Source organism: Plantibacter sp. lyk4-40-MEA-4 (assembly GCF_030209415.1).
GTDB classification, from domain to species: domain Bacteria; phylum Actinomycetota; class Actinomycetes; order Actinomycetales; family Microbacteriaceae; genus Plantibacter; species Plantibacter flavus_A.
This window is the reverse complement of the sequence record NZ_JARVSA010000005.1, coordinates 26,552-52,097: the sequence shown is the minus strand read 5'-3', so window position 1 is coordinate 52,097 and position 25,546 is coordinate 26,552. Positions and strand designations below refer to the sequence as shown.

Below are 25,546 nucleotides of genomic sequence, written 5' to 3'. Positions count from 1 at the left end.
GATCGGTGGGATCTCGACGCGTCTGGTGGGTGTTCGGCGTCGGGGTGTTCGCCTACCTCATCACCGTCATGCAGCGGTCGACGCTCGGCGTGGCGGCGGTGGACGCCACCGAGCGGTTCCAGATCGACGCCGCCGCGCTCTCGACCCTCGCGGTCGCGCAGCTCATCGTGTACGCCGCCATGCAGGTCCCGGTCGGGGTGCTCATCGACCGCCTCGGACCTCGCGTCCTGATCATCGCGGGGCTGACGGTCGTCATGGCGGGCCAGATCTGGCTGGGCCTCACGACCGAACTCGGCGGCGCGATCGTCGGCCGGATGCTGGTCGGCCTCGGCGACGCCGCGGTGTTCACCTCCGTGTTGCGGCTCGTGAACTCCTGGTTCCCCACCCGTCGGGTGCCGATCGTCTCGCAGTGGGTCGGCAACATCGGTCAGATCGGACAGGTCCTCTCGGCGGTGCCGTTCTCCTTCGTCCTGCACGCCTTCGGCTGGTCGCCGGCGTTCCTCAGTGCGGCCGGTCTCGTCCTCCTGGCACTCGTCGGGGTGTTGATCGTCATCCGTGACCGGCCGTCCGGTTCCGACGAGGCGCCGCGCCCCGAGACCTGGGGCCACGTCGTCCGCGAGGTCCTCATCAGTCTGCGTCGGCCAGGGACGCGTCTCGGGTTCTGGTCGCACTTCGTCACCCAGTCCTCCGGCACGGTCCTCACGCTGCTCTGGGGCTTCCCCTTCATGGTCTACGCCCTCGGCTACCCGCAGCCCCTCGCCGCATCGTTGCTCATCGTGATCGTGGTCTCCGGCATGATCGCCGGACCCGTCCTCGGGGTGCTCACCGCCCGGTTCCCGTACCGGCGGAGCAACCTCGTGCTCGGGATCGTCACGGTCATGGGCGTCGCCTGGGCCGCACTCCTCCTCTGGCCGGGCATCCCGCCGATGTGGCTCGTGATCGTCCTGTTCGTCGTGGTCGGGGTCGGGGGCCCCGGTTCACTCATCGGGTTCGACTTCGCCCGCACCTTCAACCCCATCCGCGCGCTCGGCGGGGCGAACGGCATCGTGAACGTCGGTGGGTTCCTCGCCAGCTTCGTCATGATGTTCCTCATCGGCCTCATCATCGACGCGGTCAGCGGGGGATCCCGTGCCGACTACTCCATGGACAGCTTCCGGATCGCCTTCTCCGTGCAGTACCTGGTGGTCGGGTTCGGGGTGGCGATGCTGCTCGTCGCCCGCTCCCGCACCCGGAGACGCTTCGCCGAGGACGAGGGCATCGCCGTCGGTCCACTGTGGATCGCGGTCCGAGCCAGGCTCGGGCGCCGTCGCTGAGCGTTCGCTTCGTCCCCTGATCCCACCCTTGACAAACGGCCTGTGGCTCTGGGGTCTTCCTGCGCGCGCTATAATGGAACACGGACCCGTTCACCTCTCGGAATGTCGGCGGCCCTTTTCGGGTTGCACTGCACCAAGACTTGACATGGGTCCTCGTAATGTCCGAAATCACGGACGATCCGGCGATGACTGTCCATGCCGGGTCCGAACAGGAAGGTGCAGCTATGGCCACCAAGACGGCTCGCGCAGACGAAGCAGCGCCAGCAGACGAGGCCACGGAGGCTCCCGCAGCGAAGGCTCGGACCACCAAGGCCACCACGACCCGAGCGAAGGCTGCTCCCAAGAAGGCCACCCGCGCCAAGGCGGGCACGACGTCGAACACGGAGCCCGATGACGGCTCGGACGACGAGGACGTCGTCGTCGAGGTCGTCGCCGACGACGCCGTGGTCGACGCGCCCGCGGGCGACGCCACCGAGGCGGTCGAGGAGGAGGACGACAAGTCCGTGCCGGAGATCACCCTCCCCACCGACGCACTCGTGCTCTCCAACAGCGACGACGACGAGATCCCGGTGTACTCGGCCGCGATCACCGGCGCCACAGCCGACCCGGTCAAGGACTACCTCAAGCAGATCGGTAAGGTCGCGCTCCTCAACGCGGCCGAAGAGGTCGAACTCGCGATGCGCATCGAGGCGGGCCTCTTCGCCGAGGACAAGCTCGCCCAGCTCTCCGACCTCGAGAAGCGCTCGCGGGTCGGTCGTGAGCTCCAGTGGGTCGCGAAGGACGGCGCCCGTGCCAAGAGCCACCTCCTCGGGGCGAACCTCCGACTCGTCGTGAGCCTCGCCAAGCGGTACACGGGCCGCGGCATGCAGTTCCTCGACCTCATCCAAGAGGGAAACCTCGGCCTCATCCGCGCGGTCGAGAAGTTCGACTACACCAAGGGCTTCAAGTTCTCCACCTACGCGACCTGGTGGATCCGTCAGGCCATCACGCGTGCCATGGCCGACCAGGCGCGCACCATCCGCATCCCGGTGCACATGGTCGAGGTCATCAACAAGCTCGCCCGCGTCCAGCGGCAGATGCTGCAGGACCTGGGCCGCGAGCCCACGCCCGAGGAGCTCAGCCGCGAACTCGACATGACGCCTGAGAAGGTCATCGAGGTCCAGAAGTACGGCCGCGAGCCCATCTCGCTGCACACGCCCCTCGGCGAGGACGGCGACAGCGAGTTCGGCGACCTCATCGAGGACACCGAGGCGGTCGTGCCGGCCGACGCCGTCAGCTTCACCATGCTGCAGAAGCAGCTGGAGTCGCTCCTCGACTCGCTCTCCGAGCGGGAAGCGGGCGTCATCCGGATGCGCTTCGGCCTCGGCGACGGCATGCCGAAGACGCTCGACCAGATCGGCGACACCTTCGGGGTCACCCGTGAGCGCATCCGGCAGATCGAGTCGAAGACCATGGCGAAGCTGCGTCACCCGAGCCGATCCCAGTCGCTCCGCGACTACCTCGAGTAGGAGCATGCGCTACGCCCCGGCCATCCTCGCCGGTCGTGCCGTCCGATTCCTCGCCAGGCTGCGCAAGCCGGGCGGGGGATCGGCCGTTCCCGGCCTCGTGGTCAACCGCATCGCGCCCGGGTTCCTCCCCGACACGTTGAACGCGTTCCCGCGTGGTCTCGTGATCGTGAGCGGATCGAGCGGGAAGTCCACGACGACCAAGATGCTCGTCGGCATCCTGCGTGCCCACGGCGTGTCGGTCTTCACGAACCCGTCCACGGCGAACATCTCCCAGGGCCTCACCTCGGCTCTCCTGGAACGAGCCGACCTCCGCGGCCGGATCGACGCCGAGCTCGGGGTGCTCGAGATGGACGAAGGACACGGCGCGCTCATCGCGCCGCGGCTCGCGCCCGCCCACGTCATCCTGACCAACGTGTCCGTCGACCAGATCGATCGCTTCCACGACGCCGCTATGGTGGCGCGCATGCTCGACGCGATCGCTGCCCGATCGAGCACATCGCTCGTCCTGAACGGCGATGACGCGCTCGTCGACGCCGTCGCGCCGGGCAGCGACGCGACGCGATGGCGGTACGGCGTCTCGACGGCCGTGCTCGGGGCCAGCGCACGCGGCCTCGGGTACAGCACGACCTCGTCCGATCGGGTCGACCCCGGTTCCGGAACCGTCGTCGAAGCCCTCGACGGCGATCTGGTGTCCATCACCCACCGCGGCGAGCCCGTCCGATTCCGTCTGCCGGCCCGCGGCGTGCACTACGCCGTGGATGCGGCTGCCGCACTCTCCGGCGCCGCCGCGATCCTCGGCCCCGAGTTCCAGCTCGCCACCGCGGCTGAGTCCTTCCACGCGCTCACGCCGGTGTTCGGCCGCGGCGAGGTGACGACCGTCCGCGGTGTCGAGGTCGAGTTCGTCCTCGTCCAGAACCCCGCGAGCTTCCAGCTCAACGTGGACAGCCTGGCGGCCGACACGGAGCAGATCCTGGTGGCCGTCGGAAGCGACGTCCGCGATCCCTCGTACCTCTGGCCGGTCGACACGTCGAGGCTCGGTCGTGTGGCGCTCGTGTCGGGTTCCAAGGCCTGGGAGGCCGCTCTGCAGCTGGGCTACGACGGCGTCGAGATCGACCGCATCGAACCGGACCTCGGCACGGCGTTGGACGCGTTCCTCGCCCTCCCGGCGCCCGCGCACGGTCGGAAGACCGTGATCTTCACCGCCGACTCGATGCGCCGCACCCGCGCGCACCTCGGCCTCGCCTCGAACGATCAGGACGACGCATGACGACCGAGCCGACGATCACCATCGCCGTCCTCCTGCCCTCGAGCTGCAACGTGAACGGCGACGCCGAGAACGGTGCGGTCCTCGCTCGCAGGGCACGCGCGCGTGGCCTCGCCGTCGAGCTCGTCCCGGTCGAATCGGTCGCCGAACTCCCGAGCACGGTCCACGCGGTCGTCCTCGGGTCGTGCGACGACCCGTCGGCGCCACAGGTGCTCGAGGCGCTCCGGCCGTTCCGCGACGCCTTCATCGCCTGGGTGGAGGCCGGCGTGCCCGTCCTCGCGGTCGCCAATGGGTGGAAGCTCCTCTCTCGCCGGCTCGAGCTCGCGCCGGGGAGCTGGGTCGAGGGCCTCGCCATCATCGAGGGCGACGCCCCGTTGCGGCGCGCGCGGGCGAGTGACGACCTCGTCGTCGTGCCGAGCGGCGGCCTCGAGCTCGACGCCCCGGTACTCGTCGGGTACGAGAACCACGGGCGGGACTTCCGAGCCGGGACGGGCGTCGAGTCGATCGGCTCCGTGCAGCACGGACGAGGCAACGGCGACGGTACGGAGGGTGCGCTGGTCGGCCCCTTCGTCGGAACCCACCTGCACGGTCCCGTCCTCGCCAAGAACCCGGAGCTGGCCGATCGGCTGCTCCGTCTGGCGATCACGGTCGCCGCGGGCACCTCGATGCTCGACGAATCACCGGAACTCCACGCTCTCGACGAGATCGCCGCCAACGCCAGAGCGCAGATCGTCTCCGCTCTCGGTTGAGGCCGCGGGCGATCGAGCCCGCGCTGGTCCGTGTCCGAGCTTCCTCGATGACATGACGAAGGGCCCCGGATCTCGGATCCGGGGCCCTTCATCGTGATGCCGGTGGACTAGGCGCGCTGCTCGGTGAAGAGTCGTGCGGACTCGTCGTGCCAGTCGGTCGCGACCTGCGTCAGCTTCTCCTGGTACTTCTTGCCGTGGTGCGCGCAGAACAGCAGCTCACCGCTGTTCATCTGCACGCGGATGTAGGCCTGTGCTCCGCACAGATCGCAACGATCGGCGGCAGTCAGTTGCTGGGCGTCGAGGTCACTCGGCGTGCTCTCGGTAGCAGTCTGTGACATGTGCTCCTCCTGACTCGGGCGGCTACGAAACTCGTAGTACTCATGAAAGCACGCGATTGTCACAACGGGGTCCCATTCCGTGCTCTTTTCGCTGTGCGCGTAGATGATTCGGATCAACCGCGCAGCCGGATGGGTCGACGGCCCGCGACAACGCGCCGTCGAGCGGGTCCGGACGATCGCGCGCCGAGTGTCTCCCTCGGCGTGTCGGCGGCGACGACTACGCTGGGAAGCGTGAGCAGTGACTACTCCGCCAGGCATCTCTCCGTCCTCGAAGGCCTCGAGGCGGTGCGCAAACGACCGGGCATGTACATCGGTTCCACCGACTCGCGTGGTCTCATGCACTGCCTCTGGGAGATCATCGACAACTCCGTCGACGAGGCACTCGGCGGGTACGGCGATCAGATCGAGATCGTCCTTCACGCCGATCAGAGCGTCGAGGTGCGCGACCACGCGCGTGGCATCCCGGTGGACATCGAACCGAAGACCGGCCTCTCCGGCGTCGAGGTCGTCTTCACCAAGCTCCATGCCGGCGGGAAGTTCGGCGGCGGTTCCTACGCCGCGTCCGGCGGGCTGCACGGCGTCGGCGCATCCGTCGTCAACGCCCTGTCCGAGCGGCTCGACGTCGAGGTCGATCGCGGCGGCAAGACCTACGCCATGTCCTTCCACCGCGGTGAGCCGGGGATCTTCGCCGACACGGGGGAGCCGACCCCGGACGCACCGTTCACGCCGTTCGAGAAGCAGAGTGAACTCCGTGTCATCGGCAAGACCAAGCGCGGCGTGACCGGTACCCGGATCCGCTATTGGGCCGACCGCCAGATCTTCACGAAGGGCGCCCAGTTCCAGGCCGAGGAGCTCCTCGGCCGCGCGCGCCAGACCGCCTTCCTCATCAAGGGGCTCGGGATCCACATCCGCGACGAGACCGTCGAGGAACCGACCGAGGCGGTGTTCCGCTACGAGGGCGGGATCTCCGAGTTCGTCGACCACCTCGCGGGAGACACCGCACTCACGGACACCTGGCGCCTCACCGGCAGCGGGACGTTCACCGAGACCGTCCCGGTGCTGTCGCCGTCGGGCACCATGGTCGCCACCGACGTGGAGCGCGAGGCAGAGGTCGACATCGCGCTGCGGTGGGGGACCGGGTACGAGACGGTCATGCGCAGCTTCGTCAACATCATCGCGACGCCGAAGGGCGGCACGCACCAACTCGGATTCGATCAGGGCCTGCTGAAGTTCCTCCGCGCCCAGGTGGAGCAGAACGCCCGCCGGCTCAAGGTCGGCTCGGACAAGCTCGAGAAGGACGACGTCCTCGCGGGCCTCACGGCGGTGCTGACGGTGCGTCTCGCCGAGCCGCAGTTCGAGGGCCAGACGAAGGAGATCCTCGGCACGCCGGCCGTCCGCGCCATCGTCGCCAACGTCGTCACGAAGGAGCTCAAGGAGCGGTTCGCCTCGACCAAGCGCGACGACAAGGCGCAGACCGCGCTCGTGCTCGAGAAGATCGTGTCGGAGATGAAGTCCCGGATCTCCGCGCGGACCCACAAGGAGACGCAACGCCGCAAGAACGCGCTCGAGAACTCGTCACTCCCGGCCAAGCTGGTCGACTGCCGCTCGGGCAACCTCGAGTCCAGCGAACTCTTCATCGTCGAGGGCGACTCGGCACTGGGCACGGCGAAGCTCGCCCGAGACAGCTCCTACCAGGCGCTGCTCCCGATCCGAGGCAAGATCCTCAACGTGCAGAAGGCCTCCGTCTCCGACATGCTGTCGAACGCGGAGTGTGCGTCCATCATCCAGGTCATCGGAGCGGGCTCCGGACGATCGTTCGATCTCGACGCCGCCCGCTACGGCAAGATCATCCTCATGAGCGACGCCGACGTCGACGGCGCCCACATCCGGACGCTCCTGCTCACGCTCTTCTTCCGGTACATGCGGCCGCTGATCGAAGAGGGTCGCGTGTTCGCCGCGGTACCGCCGCTCCACCGCGTCATCGTCATCAACCCCGGCTCCAAGCCGAACGAGACGATCTACACCTACTCCGAAGCCGAACTGCACGCGGTGCTCAGCGACCTCAAGCGCACCGGCAAGAAGCACCAGGAACCGATCCAGCGCTACAAGGGCCTGGGGGAGATGGACGCCGACCAGCTGGCCACGACCACCATGGACCGCCGTCACCGGACGCTGCGCCGTGTCCGGGTCGAGGATGCGGAGTCGGCCGGACGGATCTTCGAACTCCTCATGGGCAACGACGTCGCCCCGCGCAAGGAGTTCATCGTCGACAGCTCCGACCGGCTGTCACGGGAGAGCATCGACGTCTGATCGTCGGTCGTCCACCGAAGAGCAGGACCGACGACGAAGGCCCGGATCGAGCAGTGCGCTCGATCCGGGCCTTCGTCGGTGTGCAGCTCCGGTCAGGACGATTCGTCGCCCGCTACCGCGTCGTCCGTCGCCGGTGCCGCCGGTGCGGTGATCGCGCCGCCGATGAACCCGACGGGGGCATCGAGCGGCGCCCCGGAGGCATCCCGCTTCGCGCCGACCTCCGGGAGCGTCCGCGGTGTCCCGTCCGTACCGACGGCGTGTGCCGGAGCGGCGCCGACCCACGCGACGGCCAGCTGGTCCTCGCCCTTCAGGAAGCGTTGCGATCGGACGCCGCCGGTCGCACGACCCTTGGCGGGGAACTCGGAGAACTCCGACACCTTCGCGCTCCCGGTGTCCGTTCCGGCGAGGGTCAGTGAATTGGTCGCGACCGTCACGACGACGACGTCGTCGGTGGGCAGGACCGCCGTGAACGAGATGACCTTCGCACCGGCTGCCAGGTTGATGCCGGCCATGCCACCAGCGGCCCGCCCCTGCGGACGGACGGACGTCGCGGGGAAACGGAGCAGCTGTGCGTCGGAGGCGACGAAGACGAGTTCCGCGTCGTCGCCGACCTGCGTCGCCCCGACGACGTGGTCGCGCGGCTTGAGCGTGATGACCTCGAAGTCCGGCTTGTTCGGCAGGTCGCCGGGGATGACCCGCTTGACCACGCCGGTCTCGGTTCCCAGCACGATCGGCTGCTCCGAGGTCAGCGAGACGATCGCCAGCACGCGCTCATCGCGGTTCGGGAGCGAGAGGTACTCGCCCATCCGGACTCCGGCCGCGAGCTGGATGGAGGCCGCCGGCACGGCGGGGAGGTCGAGCGGGGTGAACCGGATGACACGACCGAGACTCGTGACTGCACCGAGTTCGGTGCGGCTCGTGGTCTCGACGACGCTCAGGATCGCATCGTGCTTGCTCCGTCGACCGGGTCGTGGTGCGGGCGCGTCCTGCTCGAGGTCGACGCGGAGCGCCCGTCCGGTCGCGCTGAGGTAGACGCGGCACGGGGTGTCGGCGAGCTCGAGGACCGGGGCGCTCTTCCCTCGGCCGGTCGTCGCGACGCTCGGCTTCGCGTTCGTCAGCATGGTCCGGCGCGGTGTGCCGAACTGCTCGGCCGCAGCGGCGAGCTCTGCGGAGACCGCCGCACGGATGAGTCGTTGGCTCCCGAGCAACCGCTCGAGTTCGGCGATCTCCGCCAGCAGCTTGTCGCGCTCGGCCTCGAGCTCGATCCGCGAGAACTTGGTGAGTCGTCGGAGGCGGAGTTCGAGGATGTACTCGGCCTGGAGCTGAGAGAGGTCGAAGACCTCGATGAGCCTCGCGCGGGCCTGTTCGGAGTCGTCGCTCGCGCGGATGACCTGGATGACCTCGTCGATGTCGAGGATGGCGATGAGGAGCCCCTCCACGAGGTGGAGGCGTTCCTTGCGTCTCGCCAAGCGGAACCGGCTCCTGCGGGTGACCACGCTGATGCGGTGGTCGACGTACACCTGCAGCAGGTCCCGGAGGCCGAGCGTCTGCGGGCCACCGTCGACGAGCGCGACGTTGTTGATGCTGAAGGAGTCCTCGAGTGGTGTGTAGCGGTAGAGCTGCTCCAGGACGGCCTCGGGGGAGAATCCGGTCTTGATGCCGATCACGAGGCGGAGCCCGTGGATGCGGTCCGTCAGGTCGGTGACGTCGGAGATGCCGTTGAGCTTCTTGGAGCTGACGCCGTCCTTGATCTTCTCGATGATCTTCTCCGGACCGACCAGGTAGGGCAGTTCGGTGATGACCAGACCGGTCTTCCGCGCGGTGACCGCTTCGACGGAGACCTTGGCGCGGGTCTTGAAGGAGCCGCGACCGGTGGCGTAGGCGTCCTTGATGCCGTCCAGTCCGACGATCGTGCCGCCGGAGGGCAGGTCGGGACCCGGGACGAACTCCATCAGGTCCTCGAGGGTGGCCTGGGGGTGCGCGAGGAGGTGCCGTGCGGCGCCGATCACCTCGACGAGGTTGTGCGGCGCCATGTTGGTCGCCATACCGACCGCGATACCACTGGCGCCGTTCACGAGGAGGTTCGGGAACGCGGCCGGGAGGACCTCGGGCTGCATGAACTGGTTGTCGTAGTTCGGGACGAAGTCGACGACGTCCTCGTCGAGGTCGGCCGTCAGGGCGAGCGCGGCGGCGTCCAGCCGGGCCTCCGTGTACCGCGGCGCGGCGGGCCCGTCGTCGAGCGAGCCGAAGTTCCCGTGCCCGTCGATGAGCGGGACGCGGAGCGTGAAGGGCTGTGCGAGGCGGACGAGGGCGTCGTAGATCGCCGTGTCGCCGTGCGGGTGCAACTTCCCCATCACCTCGCCGACGACGCGGGCCGACTTCACGTGGCCACGATCCGGGCGCAGGCCCATCTCGGTCATCTGGTAGAGGATGCGGCGCTGCACCGGCTTCAGGCCGTCGCGCGCGTCGGGGAGGGCGCGGGCGTAGATGACCGAATAGGCGTACTCCAGGAAGGAGGTCTGCATCTCCGACGAGACATCGATGTCCTCGATGCGCTCGCCACTGGTCTCCGTCGGCGGGGTCTGCTGTTGGCGGGTCATTCCGTGTCTCTGCTGAGGGGAGTCGAGCCGGTGCTCGGCGAGGATGGCGGGGCGTGGTCGTCAGCGCGGTGTGCGAGACTGAGCCCGATGACCACCATGCTACCGACGGTCGATCCGGAGTCACGCAGCCTTGCCGGTGTCCTCCCGGATTGCCTCGCATCCCTGACGGTGGGCGGTGGATCGCTGCCCCGGGCCGACCATGCCGTCGTCGTCCTCGTCGACGGGCTCGGCGCCGCGAACCTCCGTGGAGCAGCCGCCCACGCTCGGTTCCTCGCGCCGCGCCTCGGTCCGCGCTCCACCACGACGTCGGCGTTCCCGTCGACGACCGCGGCCGGGATCGCGACGCTGACCACGGGGGCGTTGCCGGGCCGGCACGGCCTCGTCAGCTACCGAGCACGGGACGTGGCGGGGGACCGGGTCGTGAACCAACTCAGCGGCTGGGACGCCGGCATGGTGCCCGAGAGGTGGCAGCGCCTCCCGACCGTGTTCGAGCGGGCGAGAGCCGAGGGCGTCACGACGACGGTGATCGGTCAGGAGCGGTATCGCAACTCGGGCTTCACCCGGGCCGTGCTCCGAGGGGCGGACTACCGGGCCGGCCGCTCGATGGCGGACCGCCTCGACGCGGCCCGCGAGATCGCGTCCACGGCCGCCGGACCCACACTCAGCTACGTGTACGTCCCCGAGCTCGACCAGGCGGCGCACGAGTACGGGTGGGAGTCGGGACGCTGGACGGCGCTCCTCGAGGAGCTCGACGGCGATCTCAAGCGGTGGTCGTCGCGACTGCCCGCGTCGGCCGGCGCGCTCGTCACCGCCGATCACGGGGTGATCGACGTCGCACCCCATCAGCACGTGCTCTTCGACCAGGTGTCCGAGCTGGTCGCCGGTGTCCGCCACATCGGCGGGGAGCCGCGATGCCTGCACCTCTATCTCGACGCCGACGCGGGTCCAGCGGATCGGGAGCGCCTGGCTGAGGCCTGGCGAGCCGAGGAAGGTGGCCGCGCCTGGATCGCGACACGCGAGCAGGCGGTCGACCACGGCTGGTACGGCGAGGTCGACCCTGAGGTGCTGCCGCGCATCGGCGACGTCATCGTCGCCGCCCGCAAGCGCATCGCCTACTACGATTCACGTCCCGCCGATCAGGGCGCGAGGGGCATGATCGGACAGCACGGATCGCTCACCGACGACGAACGCCGGATACCGCTCCTCGGCCTCGGTCGTTACGAGCCCTGAAGCCCTGACCGATCAGACCGGGTCGTCGTCGGACTTCGCACCGAACACGATCTCGTCCCAGGACGGCATCGACGCTCGGCCGCGGCGCGCCTTGGCCCCGGACGGCGCGGCACCATCGGAGGATTCGGCATCGCCCGCGCGTCGCTGCTGCGCCGCCTCGAACTCACCGGTGTCGAACACCGCCAGCGGCGTCTGCTGATCCGGGACGGCGTGCGGCGCACTGGGGCGCTCGGCAGGTTCGGGTTCGCTGGGAGCGGCCTCCCGCTCGCCACGGCGCTTGCGGAGCGCCTCCAACAGGTCGGCGGTCTGGTTGTGCTGCTCGGGGCTCGACGCCTCACGGTTGATCGCGGCCTGGGTCGCAGCCTTCGAGGACGGTGCACGGCCGAAGCCCGTGTCGGCCGCGAACGGCAACGGCTCGATCGGACGCGTCTCGGCGGGCCGGTCGGTCTCGGTCTGCTGCGGCGTCGACACCCGGTCCAGGGAGAACGCGCCGCTGTCGAAGCGTGAGGTGTCGGGGGAGTCGTCGGTGTCGACCGCACGCAACCGGGGGATCAGCGCGGCCGGCAGGTCGCCCTGACGCGAGAGGGTCGTGGCTTCACTCCCGATGGGCGTGAGGGCGAGCTTCTTCGGCTCGAACGCCCAGCGGGCGTCGTGGTCGACCTGGTCGGCCGTGAAGGACAGCTTGACGATCCAGCCACCCTCGGGTTCCTTCCAGCTCGTCCAACGTTCGTCGGTCGCGCCGAGTTTCTCGAGTCGAGCCCGGATGACGTTCCCGAAGGTGGCCTCGATGTCGTCGGCCGACGTGTCGGTCGTCGGCAGGACGGCGACGCCGAGGGCGGTGCCGACGATGTGCTCGCGCTCCGCCATCACCGGACCCTCGAACCGCTGCACGTACTCCAGCGAGGCACCGGTGACCGCTGCGACGTCCTCGGCGGAGAGCCCGCTGCGGATGTGCGCCTGCACTTCTCTCGGAGAGATCTTGGTGTTGCCACCGATCGGCGCACCGGCCGGCTTCGCCCGCCGCAGGTGGACGTGGAACGAATCGTCGACGATGAGGCGGTATTCCTCCTCGTTCCGATCTGCAACGATCAGAGCGCCGAGCTCCGCTCCGACTACCTTCAATTCCTGCATGATGAATGCCTCTCAGCGTGCCACGTGATTGACCCACGTTCTCACGGATCACGGGCGTATTCGGGGAATACGCCGGGCGTGCCGTCAGTTGCACGGGAAGGTTCCGCACACCCTCCCGAACACGGTTTGCAATTCATGCGGAACTGATGCAAACTGTGCCCGCCGATTGTTCCGACGGCATCGAGAAGTGGATAGGCATGGCAACTGATTACGACGCTCCCCGCAAGACCGACGACGATTCCGAGTCGATCGAGGCCCTGAAGGAGCGCGTTCCAGACAAGCTGTCCGGAGTCGTCGACTCCGAAGACGCTGACAACCCGGGTGACTACAACCTGGGTGGATCCGACCTCTCCGACCTCGACCTCGACGTCGTCGTGCTCCCGCCCCAGGCGGACGAGTTCACCTGCATGGAGTGCTTCCTGGTGAAGCACCGCTCGCAGCTCGACCACGAGGGCAAGTTCGGCCCGATCTGCGCGGAGTGCGCAGCCTGACAGCATCGCCGCGCGAGCGGCAGACAGAACCCCTCCGGATCACGATCCGGAGGGGTTCTGTCGTTGCGGATTCGAGCGGTGACCGGTTCGAGCGGCGGCAGCCTCAGGCGTGCGTGCGCGCGCTGGCGATCGCATCCGCGAGGGCCTGCGGGCGACGGGACGACAGCAGCCAGTACGGCGTCGGATCGGCCGGATCGACGATCTCCACCTTCACGAGGCTGTGCACCCACCCGCGGATCATGAGCCAGGCGCGTGCATCGAGCTTGGTGCGGAGCTGAGCGGTCGCGTCCGTCCCGGTGTACACCACGACCTCACCGATGAACCCGAGCGGGATCGACGCCTTCCCGACCGAGAGGCTCGACTCGGAGACCTGGATCCTCGGCGCCGTCCCGAATGCCAGCGCAAGGCATCCGCCGTACAGCACCACCGCCCCGACGATCCCCGCCGCGAGTGAAACGGGCGCGAGGACGAGCATGGTCGCCGGCACCACGAGGGCGAGGGCGATGATGACCCAGGGGCTGGGCCAGAGGGTTTCACGGTACGGCTGCATGTCTGCCTTGTCTCAGAGAACTGCACTACCCTCGATTCGTGACCGAAAGCGTTGACGTACTCATTATCGCGCCGGATCTGCCCGGCTATGCACACCCCGGCGATGCGGGTGCGGATCTCGTGTCCGCCGAGCACGTCGTGCTCGAACCGGGTGAGCGCGCCCTCGTCGGCACCGGCGTCTCGATCGCCCTGCCCGACGGCCATGCCGCATTCGTCGTGCCGCGAAGCGGCCTCGCGGCGAAACACGGCATCACCGTCGTCAACTCGCCCGGCACGGTCGACGCCGGATATCGCGGCGAGATCAAGGTCACGCTCCTCAACACCGACCGTCACACCTCCTTCACCGTCGAGCCGGGCGACCGCATCGCCCAGCTCATCGTGATGCCGGTGTCCCGGGCCAACTTCATCCCGGTGGAGCGATTGCCAGGCAGTGCTCGAGGAGCCGGAGGCTTCGGTTCGACCGGCGTCGGCTCGCTCGCCGTGTCACCGGCCGCCACCGACCCAACCATCAGCACCGACGGTGCCGCGCAGACAGGAACCCTCGCATGAGCGAACTCGAAGACCTCCCCGACCTCGACCTCGACGCGGAGCTGCCCGACGACGCGAAGTCCGCACCCGAGGACCGCGAGACCGCCGGCCCGTTCGACGAGAGCGAGGCCAACCCCGTCCGCCCCTACATCGACCTCGGTGGCGTCAAGGTGCTGCCGCGGGAAGGTCTGAACCTCCGCCTCGAGGTGGAGGAGGCGACGAAGCGCGTCGTCGCGGTCGGCCTCGACTACGCCGGTTCCACCCTGCAGGTCCAGCCGTTCGCCGCCCCGCGGTCGACCGGCCTGTGGAACGAGACCCGCGCGCAGATCGCCGAGCAGATCGCCCAGCAGGGCGGCACCGTGACCGAGCGCGAAGGCGAGTTCGGCCCGGAGCTCGTCGCCGAGGTGCCGACCGGTGGTGCCGCAGGCACCGACGCGACCCACCTGGCACGCTTCATCGGCGTCGACGGTCCGCGCTGGTTCCTCCGCGGCGTCGTCGCGGGGGAGGGCGCGTCGAAGCCGGACGCCGCAGCGCTCGTGGACGACCTCTTCCGCAGCCTCGTCGTCGTCCGGGGCAACTCGCCCATGCCGCCGCGCGACCTCATCCCGCTGCGCATGCCGACGGCCACGAGCGCGTAGTCGATGACGGACGCACGAGAACCGGAGCCCCGCGGAGTCGACCCGGTCGAACGCCGTGACGCGTCGGGTTCAGCTGACGCCACGGGTGATGCGGATCGGCAGCGGCTCGGTGAGTCGATGTCCGCCGCGTTCGGTGCCGCCGCACGCAAGTCCGGTCTGGGCGCGATGGCCGAGGGTGACGCCCCCACCGGCAGGGCACTGCTGCTCGCCATGGGCGGTGTGCGCGGCATCGTCGAGGCGATCCTTCCCGGACTCCTGTTCCTCGTCGTCTACACGCTGACCCTCGACCTGGTCCCGTCGATCATCGCTCCGGTCGCACTCGGGGTCCTCTTCTCCGTGGCACGCCTCGTGCAGCGGCAGCCGGTCACGCAGGCCGTCGGCGGCCTCCTCGGCATCGCACTCTCAGCGGCCCTGGCTCTCCTGTCCGGGCGCGCGGAGGACTTCTACGTCGTCGGGTTCTGGACCAACGGCGCCTACGCCGTGGCCCTCCTCGTCTCGGTGCTCGTCGGGTGGCCCGTCGTCGGGCTCGTCGCCGGCTACCTCATGGGCAGCGGCACGAGCTGGCGGTCCCACCCCGGACAACGACGCGCCATGCGGTGGCTGACGCTGGTGTGGGTTGCCATGTTCGCCGCACGACTCCTGGTGCAGCTGCCCCTCTACTTCAGCGGGAACGTCGAACTCCTCGGCACGCTCCGGCTCCTCATGGGCATCCCGCTCTACGCGCCACTGCTCGTCCTCAGCTGGCTCGTCGTCCGCGCCGTGTTCCCGAAGACGCCGCAGGCATCCACCGAGTGATCCGCCGAGAGCCCGGCCCGACGCGTCAGTGCGTCTCGGGCCGGGCTCTCGTCATGTCGGAAGGACCCGATCCTCGATGCTAGAATTGTCTCGATATCAAGATAGATGAGCGATGCCGAGATGACACGACGCGCCCGAGCCTGTAGTTAGGCAAGCCTTGCTAGCCGCGGAGCACCCGCCAGCAGCAAGATTGGTCGGAACGCACGTGAGTGAGCACTCGCCGCCGCCAACGAAGGAGAAGACGATATGTCCACCGTGAACAGCTTCGGGGCGAAAGACACCCTGACTGTCGGGACGACCGACTACGAGATCTATCGCATCGACACGGTGGAGGGTCACGAGAAGCTGCCGTTCAGCCTCAAGGTGCTCCTCGAGAACCTGCTGCGCACCGAGGACGGTGCCAACATCACCGAGGCGCACATCCGCGCGATCGGCGACTGGGTTCCGACCGCGGACCCCGACACCGAGATCCAGTTCACCCCGGCTCGGGTCGTCATGCAGGACTTCACCGGCGTGCCGTGCATCGTCGACCTCGCCACCATGCGCGAAGCGGTCGAGGCACTCGGCGGTTCCGCCGACAAGATCAACCCGCTCGCCCCGGCCGAGATGGTCATCGACCACTCGGTCATCGCCGACCTCTTCGGCAGCGAGAACGCGCTCGAGCGCAACGTCGAACTCGAGTACGAGCGCAACGGCGAGCGGTACCAGTTCCTCCGCTGGGGTCAGACGGCGTTCGACGACTTCAAGGTCGTTCCGCCGGGAACCGGCATCGTGCACCAGGTCAACATCGAGTACCTCGCTCGCGTCACCATGACGCGCGAGGTCGGCGGCGTCCTGCGCGCCTACCCCGACACCTGTGTCGGCACCGACTCGCACACGACCATGGTCAACGGCCTGGGCGTGCTCGGCTGGGGCGTCGGCGGCATCGAGGCGGAGGCCGCCATGCTCGGCCAGCCCGTCTCCATGCTCATCCCGAAGGTCGTCGGCTTCAAGCTGAACGGCTCCATCCCGACGGGCGTCACGGCGACGGACGTCGTCCTCACCATCACCCAGATGCTCCGCAAGCACGGGGTCGTCGGCAAGTTCGTCGAGTTCTACGGAGCAGGCGTCGCCGAGGTACCGCTCGCGAACCGCGCCACCATCGGCAACATGAGCCCCGAGTTCGGCTCGACGGCCGCCATGTTCCCGATCGACGACGTCACGCTCGATTACCTGCGCCTCACCGGCCGCAGCGAGGAGCAGATCGCACTGGTCGAGGCCTACGCCAAGACCCAGAAGCTCTGGCATGACGCGGACGTCGAGCCGGTCTTCAGCGAGTACCTCGAACTCGACCTCGCCACCGTCGTGCCGTCGATCGCCGGCCCGAAGCGCCCGCAGGACCGCATCGAGCTGAGCGACGCCAAGTCGCAGTTCGAGCGGGACCTCGTCGACTACGCCACGGTCGAGCACGACATCGTCGACCTCGTCGGCGCCGGTTCCTTCCCCGCCTCCGACCCGGCCGGCACCACGCCGCAGGACGAGGACGAGAACAACCACCACCACCACACGCACCGCAGCCACGCTCCGGCGTCCCTCTCGAAGCCGACCCAGGTCACCCTCGAGGAGAACGGGGTCGACTTCACCCTCGATCACGGCGCCGTCGCTATCGCCGCGATCACCTCGTGCACCAACACCTCGAACCCGTCGGTCATGCTGGCCGCGGGCCTCCTCGCCCGGAACGCGAGCAAGAAGGGCCTGAAGGCGAAGCCGTGGGTCAAGACCACGCTCGCTCCGGGTTCCAAGGTCGTCACCGACTACTACGCGAAGGCCGGTCTCACCGAGTACCTCGAAGACCTCGGCTTCTACACGGTCGGCTACGGCTGCACGACCTGCATCGGCAACTCCGGTCCGCTGCTCGACGAGATCTCGACCGCAGTCCAGGACAACGACCTCGCCGTCACCGCCGTCCTCTCGGGCAACCGCAACTTCGAGGGCCGGATCAACCCGGACGTCAAGATGAACTACCTGGCGAGCCCGCCGCTCGTCATCGCCTACGCCCTCGCGGGGTCGATGAACTTCGACTTCGAGGTCGACGCCCTGGGTGTCGACGCCGACGGCAACGACATCTTCCTGAAGGACATCTGGCCCGACGCGGCGGAGGTCCAGGACACGATCGACACCTCCATCAACAAGGAGATGTTCGACCACGAGTACAGCGGCGTCTTCGACGGCGACGAGCGCTGGCGTTCGCTCCAGACCCCCGAGGGCTCGACCTTCGAGTGGGACGAGGAGTCGACGTACGTGCGGAAGCCCCCGTACTTCGACGGCATGACCATGGAGACGACCCCCGTCTCCGACATCGTCGGTGCCCGCGTCCTCGCGAAGCTCGGCGACTCGGTCACGACCGACCACATCAGCCCGGCCGGCAACATCAAGGCCGACTCGCCCGCAGGCCGATACCTCGACGAACACGGCGTCGGTCGGAAGGACTACAACTCCTACGGCTCGCGCCGCGGCAACCACGAGGTCATGATCCGCGGCACGTTCGCGAACATCCGCCTGAAGAACCAGCTGCTCGACGGCGTGGAGGGCGGCTACACCCGCGACTTCACGCAGCCCGACGCACCGCAGTCCTTCATCTACGACGCGTCGCAGAACTACCAGGCCGAGGGCACGCCCCTCGTCATCTTCGGTGGCAAGGAGTACGGTTCCGGTTCCTCCCGCGACTGGGCGGCCAAGGGCACGAGCCTCCTCGGTGTCAAGGCGGTCATCACCGAGAGCTTCGAGCGCATCCACCGCTCGAACCTCATCGGCATGGGCGTCGTCCCGCTGCAGTTCCCGGAAGGCGAGAGCTGGGCCTCCCTGGGACTCGACGGCACGGAGATCGTGTCGATCGCCGGTCTCGAGGAGCTCAACAACGGCACCACGCCGAAGACGGTCCGCGTGAGCGCCGTCCCGAGCGAGCACTCGGCTCCCGGCAAGGAGCCGGTCGAGTTCGACGCGGTCGTCCGCATCGACACGCCAGGTGAAGCCGACTACTACCGCAACGGCGGCATCCTGCAGTACGTGCTCCGCAGCCTCGTCTGACGACGAGGCTCTACCACCAGGCCGGTCCCGACAGCAACCGTCGGGGCCGGCCTGCGGCGTTCGCCGCCCACCCCGCCCACGACGCGTACACTCGAAAGACGGGCTCCGAGCGATCGGTCGGCCCACGGTGGAGGGACGACAGCGTGACAGTGCTCGATCAGGTGAACGGACCCCGGGATCTCGACGGCCTCTCCGAGGCGGAGCTCGTCGAACTCGCCGGCGACATCCGCGCCTTCCTCATCGCGAACGTCTCGAAGACCGGCGGACACCTCGGTCCGAACCTCGGCGTCGTCGAGCTCACGATCGCGATGCACCGGGTGTTCGACTCCCCGACGGATCCGATGGTGTTCGACACCGGTCACCAGTCCTACGTCCACAAACTCCTGACCGGCCGTCAGGAGTTCTCCGGGCTGCGGACCCGCGGCGGCCTCGCCGGCTACCCGCAGCGTTCCGAATCCGAGCACGACATCGTCGAGAGCTCGCACGCCTCGAGCTCGCTCAGCTGGGCGGACGGCATCTCCCGCGCCTTCCAGATGACCGGGCAGGACGAGCGCCATGTGGTCGCGGTCGTCGGCGACGGCGCGCTGACGGGCGGCATGACGTGGGAGGCGCTCAACAACATCAGCGACGACAACACCCGCCGGCTCGTCATCATCGTCAACGACAACGGCCGGTCCTACGCGCCGACCATCGGCGGTATGGCGCGGTTCCTGAGCGGCGTGCGGACCCGCCGGAGCTATCGCGACCTGCGCGAGCGCAGCCAGCGGGCCTTCAACCTCCTCGGCGGTCCGGGACGCGCGCTCTATCGGGGTGTCCGCGGAGGCGCCCACGGGTTCCTCTCCCGTCTCACGAACAACGAGGCGCTCTACTCCAACCTCGACATCAAGTACATCGGGCCGGTCGACGGACACGACATTCACGCGATGGAGGAGGCCCTGACCCAGGCGAAGCACTACGGCGCACCGGTGATCGTCCACGCGATCACCGAGAAGGGTCGTGGCTTCCAGCCGGCACGGGACGACGACGCCGATCAGTTCCACGCCGTCGGGGTGATCGACCCCGAGACCGGGGAGCCCGTCGGGGCGGCCTCCCGCCCGTCCTGGACGGCCGTGTTCAGCGAGGAGATGCTCGCGGTGGCCGAGGCCGACGACCGCGTCGTCGCCATCACCGCCGCCATGCTGCGACCGGTCGGGCTCCACGCCTTCGCCGAACGCTTCCCCGAGCGCGTGCACGACGTCGGCATCGCCGAGCAGCACGCCTTCACCTCGGCGGCCGGGCTCGCCTTCGGTGGACTGCACCCGGTGGTGGCCGTGTACGCGACGTTCGTGAACCGTGCCTTCGATCAACTGCTCATGGACGTCGCGCTGCACCGTGCGGGAGTCACGGTCGTCCTCGACCGCGCCGGCGTGACCGGCCCCGACGGACCGAGCCACCACGGCATCTGGGACCTCGCGATCCTGCAGGTCGTCCCGGGTATCCGGATCGCGGCACCGCGTGATGGCGAGCGGCTGCGCGAGGAACTGCGTGAGGCCGTGTCGATCGACGACGCCCCGACCGTCATCCGGTTCCCGAAGGGCAGCGCCCCCGCCGAGCTCCCGGCCGTCGAGCGTCTCCACGACGGCGTCGACGTCCTCCGGACGGCCGAGCAGCCGGACGTCCTCATCGTCGCCGTCGGCCCGATGGCGCCCATCGCGATCGATGTGGCGGACCGACTCGCCCAGCAGGGCATCGGCGCGACCGTCGTCGACCCCCGCTGGGTGGTCCCCGTCGCCGAATCGCTCGTCGAGCTCGCCGCGGCGCACCGGCTCGTGATCACGATCGAGGACGGCATCCGCGTCGGAGGCATCGGTACCCGCATCAGGCAGACCCTCCGCGAGGCCGGCGTCGACACGGCCGTCGACGAGCTCGGCGTGCCGGACGAGTTCATCGATCACGCGTCCCGCGAGCAGATCCTCGAGGACGCGGGCCTCACGGCGCAGCAGATCGCCCGCGACGTCGTGGCACAGGTCCTCGGTAGCCGGATCCCCGTGGCCCGCCCGCTGCCTGACGACCGCGTCGAGCAGGACACGTCTTCGGAGCGGAGCACGACGAGGCCGCACGGCGCCTGACCGCGGGCTGTGGCGCGCTTGACTTCGAGTGCGCTCGAAGTCGTATCGTGTGGACATGACCACTCTTCACGAGGGCTACGCCATCTCCGACGTCGCCGAACGAACCGGGCTGAGCGTCCACACGCTCCGGTACTACGAGCGCGCAGGGCTCATGCCACGTCCGATCGGCCGCAGCTCATCGACGCACCGCCGCTACAGCGAGGGCGACGTGTCCTGGGTCGTGTTCCTGACGAGACTCCGATCGACGGGCATGCCGATCGCGACGCTCCGCGAGTACACGGAATTGGCGCAGCGTGGCGACGACACCGCCGAGGCGAGGCTTGAGCTGCTGCTGCGGCATCGGATCTCGTTCCTGGCCCGCCTCGAGGAGATGCAGCAGTCGCTGGAGGTCATCGATCGCAAGATCGAACTCTACACAGAACAGGTGGCAACACGATGAAGCACATCACACTCGGCACGGCGGGACCAGACATCGCCCGGATCGGCCTCGGCTGCATGGGGATGTCGGCGTTCTACACCGGTGCCGCCCTCGACGATGCGGCGTCGACCGCGACGATCCATCGTGCCCTGGACCTCGGCGTCACCTTCTTCGACACCGCCGAGATGTACGGTCCCTACCTCAACGAGGAACTGCTCGGAGCTGCACTCGGATCACGCCGGGACGAGGTGACCCTCGCGACCAAGTTCGGGACGATCCGCAATTCCAGTGACGGACAGTTCGGCGCCGACGGCAGCGCCGCGAACGTGCGCCTGTCGATCGAGGGATCGCTGCGCCGGCTCGGGACCGACGTCGTGGACCTCTACTACCTCCACCGCGTGGATCCGGGCGTGCCCATCGAGGAGACGGTGGGTGCACTCTCGGAGCTCGTCACCGAGGGCAAGATCCGGTACATCGGTCTGTCGGAGGCGGCTCCGGACACGATCCGGCGTGCACACGCCGTGCACCCGATCACGGCTCTGCAGACGGAGTACTCGCTCTGGAGCCGCGACCCCGAGGCGGAGATCCTGCCGACCGTCCGTGAGTTGGGCATCGGTTTCGTCCCGTACTCGCCGCTCGGTCGCGGGTTCCTCACCGGCACGATCCGATCGCTCGACGTGCTCGACGAAACCGACTTCCGTCGTGCCAACCCACGCTTCACGGGGCACAACCTCGCTGCGAACATCGCGATCGTCGAAGAGGTCGACCGGATCGCCGCGTCCCTCGAAGCGACACCGGCCCAGGTGGCGCTCGCCTGGTTGCTGGCTCAGGGTGACGACATCGCACCGATCCCCGGCACGAAGCGGATCCCGTACCTCGAGGAGAACCTCGGCGCCGACGAGCTCTCCCTGTCGACCGATGCGCTCGCTCGACTCGACGCACTCCGTCTCCCGGCCGGCGACCGGTATCCGGACATGAGCACCGTCAACCGCTGAGCTCCGGCATGCGCTGAGGGCCGGCGTCGCTCGAGGCACAACGACGAGAGCGGGGTGCCGTCCACCGATGGTGGAGGACACCCCGCTCTCGCGACATCGCGCGGACTACGCCTGGACGCCCCGGATGGGCGGGTGGTGGAAGGTGTCGCCGAAGGCACGCTCGCTCGCACCGACACGGTCCAGGTACGGCGTCGCTCCGCCGTCCTGGAACGGCCAACCCGCACCGAGGATGAGTCCGAGGTCGATGTCCTGGGCGGCTGAGACGACGCCCTCGTCCAACATGAGCTTGATCTCCGACGCGAGGCCGTCCTCGACCCGTCGCAGGATCTCGTGCTCGGTGAGCGGGCTGTCGCCCGTGACGAGCACCTTCTGAGCCTGCTTCGTGAAGCCGGTCACCTTGCCGCCCTTGTCCTTCTCGACGACCGAGTCCAGGCCTGCGAGCCGGTGGAGGTTCTCCGACGCGAAGAACCGGTCGGGGAACTTCCCGACCATCGTGTCCTGCACGTGCGCGGCGACCTTCCAACCGACGAGGTCGATGAGCTGGAAGGGCGTCATCGGCAGCCCGATGGGCGCGAAGGCACGTTCGACCGTCAGCAGCGGGGTGCCGGCGTCCAGGGCGTGCGCCGCCTCACCCATGACCTTCGCCAGGAGTCGGTTGACGATGAAGCCGGGAGCGTCGGCGGTGAGGATGGCGCTCTTCTTCAGCTTCGCCGCGGTGGCGAAGGCCGTCGCGAGCGTCTCGTCGTCCGTCTGAGGTGTGCGGACGACCTCGAGCAACGGCATGACGGCGACCGGGTTGAAGAAGTGGAAGCCGACGAGCCGCTCGGGGTGCGCGAGCTTCGCCCCGATCTCCTCGACGGAGAGCGAGGACGTGTTCGTCGCGAGGACCGCCTGCTCCGAGACGTACTGCTCGACCTCGGCGAAGACGCTCTGCTTGACGCCGACCTCTTCGAAGACGGCCTCGATGACCCAGTCGCAGTCCGCGAAGTCGGCCTTGTCCGTGGTTCCGGACAGGAGCGCCTTCAGACGGTTCGACTCGTCGGGGGAGATGCGGCCCTTCCCGCGGAGCGTGTCGATCTCGCCGTGGATCCGGGCGACGCCGGCGTCGACGTGGCCCTGGTCGAGGTCGGTGATGACCACCGGCACCTGGAGTCGCCGGAGGAAGAGCAGTGCGAACTGGCTCGCCATGAGCCCGGCACCGATGATGCCGACCTTCGTGACCCGCCGGGCGAGCTGCTTGTCGGGCGCTCCTGCCGGGCGCTTGGCGCGCTTCTGCACGAGGTCGAACGCGTACATGCTGGCTTGGAACTGGTCGCCGACGATGAGCTCGGACAGCGCCCGGTCCTCTCGCTCGAATCCCTGCGCTTTCGTGCCGCTGCGGGCGGCCTCGAGCAGGTCGAGGGCCGCGTAGGGCGACTTCGCGACGGTGCCGATCTTGCTCTCGAGCATCTTGCGGGCGGTGCTGATGGCGAGCGGCCACTTGATCGTCCGCTCCACCTTGCCCGGCACGTTCTTGCGCTGCACGGTCACCGTGCCACCGAGCACCCCGTCGGCCCACCGCAAGGAGTCCTCGAGGAAGTTGGCGGCGGGGAACATGACGTCGGCGATGCCGTAGGCGAGCGCGTCCTGCGCCTTGAGCATCCGGTTGTTCTTGAGCGGGTTGGAGATGACGACGTTGAGCGCGTTCTCGATGCCGATCAGGTTCGGGAGCAGGTAGGCGCCGCCCCAGCCCGGGATGAGTCCGAGGAACACCTCGGGGAGCGCGATCGCGGGCGCCGAGGCGTCGACGGTCCGGTAGTTCGCGTTGAGGCCGATCTCGAGTCCGCCACCGAGCGCGAGTCCGTTGATGAAGACGAAGGTCGGGACACCGAGGTCCTCGAGCTTGCCGAAGACATGGTGGCCGAGCTGCGCGAGCTTGGTCGCGACCTCACGGGACGGGATGTCGCCGACCTTGCTCAGATCGGCGCCGGCCGCCAGGATGAACGGCTTGCCCGTGATGGCGACGCCGTCGATCTCGCCCGATGCGGCACGGGTCCGTTGCGCCTCGAGGACGCCGTCGAGCTCGAGCAGCGTGACCGGGCCGAGCGTGTTCGGCCGGGTGTGGTCGCGTCCGTTGTCGAGGGTGATGAGCGCGATCGTGCGTCCGCTCGCCAGGCGCACGTCCTTGACGAAGGAGCGCGTCACGACCTCGTCGTCGCCGCTGATCGCGACGAGCTCCGAGAAGTCGATGGTCGTGTAGTCGGTCATCTACTTGCGTCCCTTCTTGCCGGTGAAGTACGGGTTCTCCCAGATCACGGTGCCGCCCTGGCCGAGGCCGACGCACATCGCCGTGAGGCCGTAGCGCACCTCGGGGTGCTCGGCGAACTGCGCCGCGAGCTGGATCATGAGTCGGACGCCGGAGGCTGCGAGCGGGTGCCCGACCGCGATCGCGCCACCCCACGGGTTCACCCGCGGGTCCTCGTCGTCGATGCCGAAGTGGTCGAGGAATGAGAGCACCTGGACGGCGAAGGCCTCGTTCAGTTCGAACAGACCGATGTCCTCGATCGACAGACCGGCCTTCCGCAGCGCCTTCTCCGTGGAGGGGACGGGACCGATGCCCATGATCTCGGGCTCGACGCCCGCGAACGCGAAGCTGACGAGGCGCATCTTCGGCGTGAGACCGAGCTCCTTCGCCGTCGAGGCGCTGGCGAGCAGACTCACCGTGGCGCCGTCGGTCAGCGGCGAGGCGTTGCCTGCGGTGACACGGCCGTGGGGCCGGAACGGCGTCTTCAGTCCGGCGAGCCCCTCCATCGTGGTCTCGGGCCGGAGTCCTTCGTCGCCGGTGGCGAGTCCCCATCCACTGTCGCTCCGGAGCGCGACCGGGACGAGGTCGGGCTGGATCCGCCCGGCTTCGTAGGCGGCCGCGACCTTCTGCTGGCTGCGCATGCCGAAGCGGTCGGAGCGTTCCTTCGTGAGCTGCGGGAACCGGTCGTGGATGCGCTCGGCCGTCTTGCCCATGTTGAGCGCGTCCTCACTGACGAGGCGCTCGGCGAGGAACCGCGGATTCGGGTCGGCGTCCAGCCCCATGGGGTGACGCCCCATGTGCTCGACGCCACCGGCGAGGACGAGGTCGTAGGCACCGAATGCGATGCCGCTGCCGAGCGTCGTGACCGAGGTCATCGCTCCGGCGCACATGCGGTCGATCGCGAATCCGGGGACGGACTTCGGGAGGCCGGCGAGCAGCGCGGCGGTGCGGCCGAGCGTGAGCCCCTGGTCGCCCTGCTGGGTCGTCGCCGCGATGGCGACCTCGTCGATGCGGTCGAGCGGCAGACCGGGATGACGTTCGAGCAGTCCGATGATCGCCTTGACGATCAGGTCGTCAGCCCGGGTGTTCCAGTACATGCCCTTTTCGCCGGCTCGTCCGAACGGTGTCCGGACTCCATCAACGAATACGACGTCGGCTTGTTCGGCCACGTTGCCTCCTCATTCTCGGGGTACGCCCCGATCCTAGGCGGCGGACACGGGTGGACACCCGG

At 68.6% G+C, this 25,546-nt stretch carries 20 protein-coding genes; 14 read left to right on the top strand and 6 right to left on the bottom strand.

Features of this window, described 5'->3' with window-relative positions; translation table 11 throughout:
* Positions 1-5 precede the first annotated feature (5 nt).
* From QRN44_RS10220 to QRN44_RS10205, 4 genes are all read left to right on the top strand, one after another.
* Positions 6-1,313: an MFS transporter gene (locus tag QRN44_RS10220; protein ID WP_285039068.1), complete on the top strand. Its 1,308-nt coding sequence runs from the start codon at positions 6-8 to the stop codon at positions 1,311-1,313.
* A gap of 185 nt (positions 1,314-1,498) precedes the next feature.
* A complete protein-coding gene (locus QRN44_RS10215) occupies positions 1,499-2,821 on the top strand; it encodes an RNA polymerase sigma factor (RefSeq protein WP_285039067.1) in 1,323 nt (440 codons plus the stop codon).
* 4 nt (positions 2,822-2,825) lie between these two features.
* Positions 2,826-4,088: a MurT ligase domain-containing protein gene (locus QRN44_RS10210; RefSeq protein WP_175115873.1), complete on the top strand. Its 1,263-nt coding sequence runs from the start codon at positions 2,826-2,828 to the stop codon at positions 4,086-4,088.
* Positions 4,085-4,834 carry a hypothetical protein gene (locus QRN44_RS10205; protein ID WP_285039066.1) on the top strand — a complete coding sequence of 250 codons (750 nt, stop codon included), beginning with the start codon at positions 4,085-4,087 and terminating at the stop codon, positions 4,832-4,834. Before QRN44_RS10210 ends, QRN44_RS10205 begins: the two co-directional genes overlap by 4 nt.
* 107 nt (positions 4,835-4,941) lie before the next feature.
* Here QRN44_RS10205 and QRN44_RS10200 read toward each other — a convergent pair whose 3' ends face one another.
* Positions 4,942-5,172: a DUF7455 domain-containing protein gene (locus tag QRN44_RS10200; protein ID WP_056011197.1), complete on the bottom strand. Its 231-nt coding sequence runs from the start codon at positions 5,170-5,172 to the stop codon at positions 4,942-4,944.
* 231 nt (positions 5,173-5,403) lie between these two features.
* On the opposite strand from QRN44_RS10200, the gene QRN44_RS10195 reads away from it, so the two are divergent.
* Positions 5,404-7,482, top strand: a complete 2,079-nt coding sequence (locus QRN44_RS10195) for a DNA gyrase/topoisomerase IV subunit B (RefSeq protein ID WP_285039065.1) — start codon at positions 5,404-5,406, stop codon at positions 7,480-7,482.
* Between the two features lie 92 nt (positions 7,483-7,574).
* Here the strand turns inward: QRN44_RS10195 and QRN44_RS10190 are convergent, their stop codons facing one another.
* Entirely contained in the window at positions 7,575-10,082 is a 2,508-nt protein-coding gene (locus QRN44_RS10190) for a DNA gyrase/topoisomerase IV subunit A (RefSeq protein WP_121290738.1), read from the bottom strand.
* An 87-nt stretch (positions 10,083-10,169) separates the two neighbouring features.
* Between QRN44_RS10190 and QRN44_RS10185 the strand changes: the two genes are divergently transcribed.
* Positions 10,170-11,312 carry an alkaline phosphatase family protein gene (locus QRN44_RS10185; protein ID WP_285039064.1) on the top strand — a complete coding sequence of 381 codons (1,143 nt, stop codon included), beginning with the start codon at positions 10,170-10,172 and terminating at the stop codon, positions 11,310-11,312.
* Positions 11,313-11,324: 12 nt separating this feature from the next.
* Here QRN44_RS10185 and sepH read toward each other — a convergent pair whose 3' ends face one another.
* On the bottom strand, positions 11,325-12,443 hold the full coding sequence (gene sepH / locus QRN44_RS10180; protein ID WP_285039063.1) for a septation protein SepH: 1,119 nt from the start codon (positions 12,441-12,443) through the stop codon (positions 11,325-11,327).
* Positions 12,444-12,640: 197 nt separating this feature from the next.
* Between sepH and QRN44_RS10175 the strand changes: the two genes are divergently transcribed.
* Positions 12,641-12,934, top strand: coding sequence for a DUF4193 domain-containing protein (locus QRN44_RS10175; protein WP_056005937.1), 294 nt, complete (start codon positions 12,641-12,643; stop codon positions 12,932-12,934).
* 103 nt (positions 12,935-13,037) lie between these two features.
* On the opposite strand, the gene QRN44_RS10170 is transcribed toward QRN44_RS10175, so the two are convergent.
* Complete coding sequence (locus QRN44_RS10170; RefSeq protein ID WP_071260072.1) at positions 13,038-13,484, bottom strand: DUF3093 domain-containing protein; 447 nt, start codon at positions 13,482-13,484, stop codon at positions 13,038-13,040.
* 38 nt (positions 13,485-13,522) lie between these two features.
* Between QRN44_RS10170 and dut the strand changes: the two genes are divergently transcribed.
* From dut to QRN44_RS10135, 7 genes are all read left to right on the top strand, one after another.
* Entirely contained in the window at positions 13,523-14,032 is a 510-nt protein-coding gene (gene dut / locus QRN44_RS10165) for a dUTP diphosphatase (protein WP_121290734.1), read from the top strand.
* The gene (locus QRN44_RS10160; RefSeq protein ID WP_071260074.1) at positions 14,029-14,649 is read left to right on the top strand and encodes a DUF3710 domain-containing protein; all 621 of its coding nucleotides are present in this window, start codon (positions 14,029-14,031) and stop codon (positions 14,647-14,649) included. Before dut ends, QRN44_RS10160 begins: the two co-directional genes overlap by 4 nt.
* A gap of 3 nt (positions 14,650-14,652) precedes the next feature.
* Complete coding sequence (locus QRN44_RS10155; protein WP_285039062.1) at positions 14,653-15,444, top strand: DUF3159 domain-containing protein; 792 nt, start codon at positions 14,653-14,655, stop codon at positions 15,442-15,444.
* A gap of 246 nt (positions 15,445-15,690) precedes the next feature.
* A complete protein-coding gene (locus QRN44_RS10150; RefSeq protein WP_071260076.1) occupies positions 15,691-18,510 on the top strand; it encodes an aconitate hydratase in 2,820 nt (939 codons plus the stop codon).
* A 143-nt stretch (positions 18,511-18,653) separates the two neighbouring features.
* Positions 18,654-20,618, top strand: a complete 1,965-nt coding sequence (gene dxs / locus QRN44_RS10145; protein ID WP_175115868.1) for a 1-deoxy-D-xylulose-5-phosphate synthase — start codon at positions 18,654-18,656, stop codon at positions 20,616-20,618.
* Positions 20,619-20,673: 55 nt separating this feature from the next.
* Positions 20,674-21,057: a MerR family transcriptional regulator gene (locus QRN44_RS10140; protein WP_056011194.1), complete on the top strand. Its 384-nt coding sequence runs from the start codon at positions 20,674-20,676 to the stop codon at positions 21,055-21,057.
* On the top strand, positions 21,054-22,031 hold the full coding sequence (locus QRN44_RS10135) for an aldo/keto reductase (protein WP_175115867.1): 978 nt from the start codon (positions 21,054-21,056) through the stop codon (positions 22,029-22,031). Before QRN44_RS10140 ends, QRN44_RS10135 begins: the two co-directional genes overlap by 4 nt.
* Positions 22,032-22,136: 105 nt before the next feature.
* On the opposite strand, the gene QRN44_RS10130 is transcribed toward QRN44_RS10135, so the two are convergent.
* Together QRN44_RS10130 and QRN44_RS10125 are read right to left on the bottom strand one after the other, a co-directional pair.
* Positions 22,137-24,278 carry a 3-hydroxyacyl-CoA dehydrogenase NAD-binding domain-containing protein gene (locus QRN44_RS10130; protein ID WP_285039061.1) on the bottom strand — a complete coding sequence of 714 codons (2,142 nt, stop codon included), beginning with the start codon at positions 24,276-24,278 and terminating at the stop codon, positions 22,137-22,139.
* Entirely contained in the window at positions 24,279-25,484 is a 1,206-nt protein-coding gene (locus QRN44_RS10125; RefSeq protein ID WP_064293790.1) for a thiolase family protein, read from the bottom strand.
* Positions 25,485-25,546 lie beyond the last annotated feature (62 nt).

Excerpts from the sequence above, each read along its gene's own strand:
- QRN44_RS10130 (WP_285039061.1), bottom strand. The coding sequence starts at position 24,278 with ATGACCGACTACACGACCATCGACTTCTCGGAGCTCGTCGCGATCAGC.
- QRN44_RS10160 (WP_071260074.1), top strand. The coding sequence starts at position 14,029 with ATGAGCGAACTCGAAGACCTCCCCGACCTCGACCTCGACGCGGAGCTG.
- QRN44_RS10190 (WP_121290738.1), bottom strand. The coding sequence starts at position 10,082 with ATGACCCGCCAACAGCAGACCCCGCCGACGGAGACCAGTGGCGAGCGC.
- QRN44_RS10140 (WP_056011194.1), top strand. The coding sequence starts at position 20,674 with ATGACCACTCTTCACGAGGGCTACGCCATCTCCGACGTCGCCGAACGA.
- QRN44_RS10210 (WP_175115873.1), top strand. The coding sequence starts at position 2,826 with ATGCGCTACGCCCCGGCCATCCTCGCCGGTCGTGCCGTCCGATTCCTC.
- QRN44_RS10185 (WP_285039064.1), top strand. The coding sequence starts at position 10,170 with ATGACCACCATGCTACCGACGGTCGATCCGGAGTCACGCAGCCTTGCC.
- QRN44_RS10155 (WP_285039062.1), top strand. The coding sequence starts at position 14,653 with ATGACGGACGCACGAGAACCGGAGCCCCGCGGAGTCGACCCGGTCGAA.
- sepH (WP_285039063.1), bottom strand. The coding sequence starts at position 12,443 with ATGCAGGAATTGAAGGTAGTCGGAGCGGAGCTCGGCGCTCTGATCGTT.
- QRN44_RS10170 (WP_071260072.1), bottom strand. The coding sequence starts at position 13,484 with ATGCAGCCGTACCGTGAAACCCTCTGGCCCAGCCCCTGGGTCATCATC.
- QRN44_RS10200 (WP_056011197.1), bottom strand. The coding sequence starts at position 5,172 with ATGTCACAGACTGCTACCGAGAGCACGCCGAGTGACCTCGACGCCCAG.
- QRN44_RS10215 (WP_285039067.1), top strand. The coding sequence starts at position 1,499 with ATGACTGTCCATGCCGGGTCCGAACAGGAAGGTGCAGCTATGGCCACC.
- QRN44_RS10175 (WP_056005937.1), top strand. The coding sequence starts at position 12,641 with ATGGCAACTGATTACGACGCTCCCCGCAAGACCGACGACGATTCCGAG.
- QRN44_RS10135 (WP_175115867.1), top strand. The coding sequence starts at position 21,054 with ATGAAGCACATCACACTCGGCACGGCGGGACCAGACATCGCCCGGATC.
- QRN44_RS10150 (WP_071260076.1), top strand. The coding sequence starts at position 15,691 with ATGTCCACCGTGAACAGCTTCGGGGCGAAAGACACCCTGACTGTCGGG.
- QRN44_RS10205 (WP_285039066.1), top strand. The coding sequence starts at position 4,085 with ATGACGACCGAGCCGACGATCACCATCGCCGTCCTCCTGCCCTCGAGC.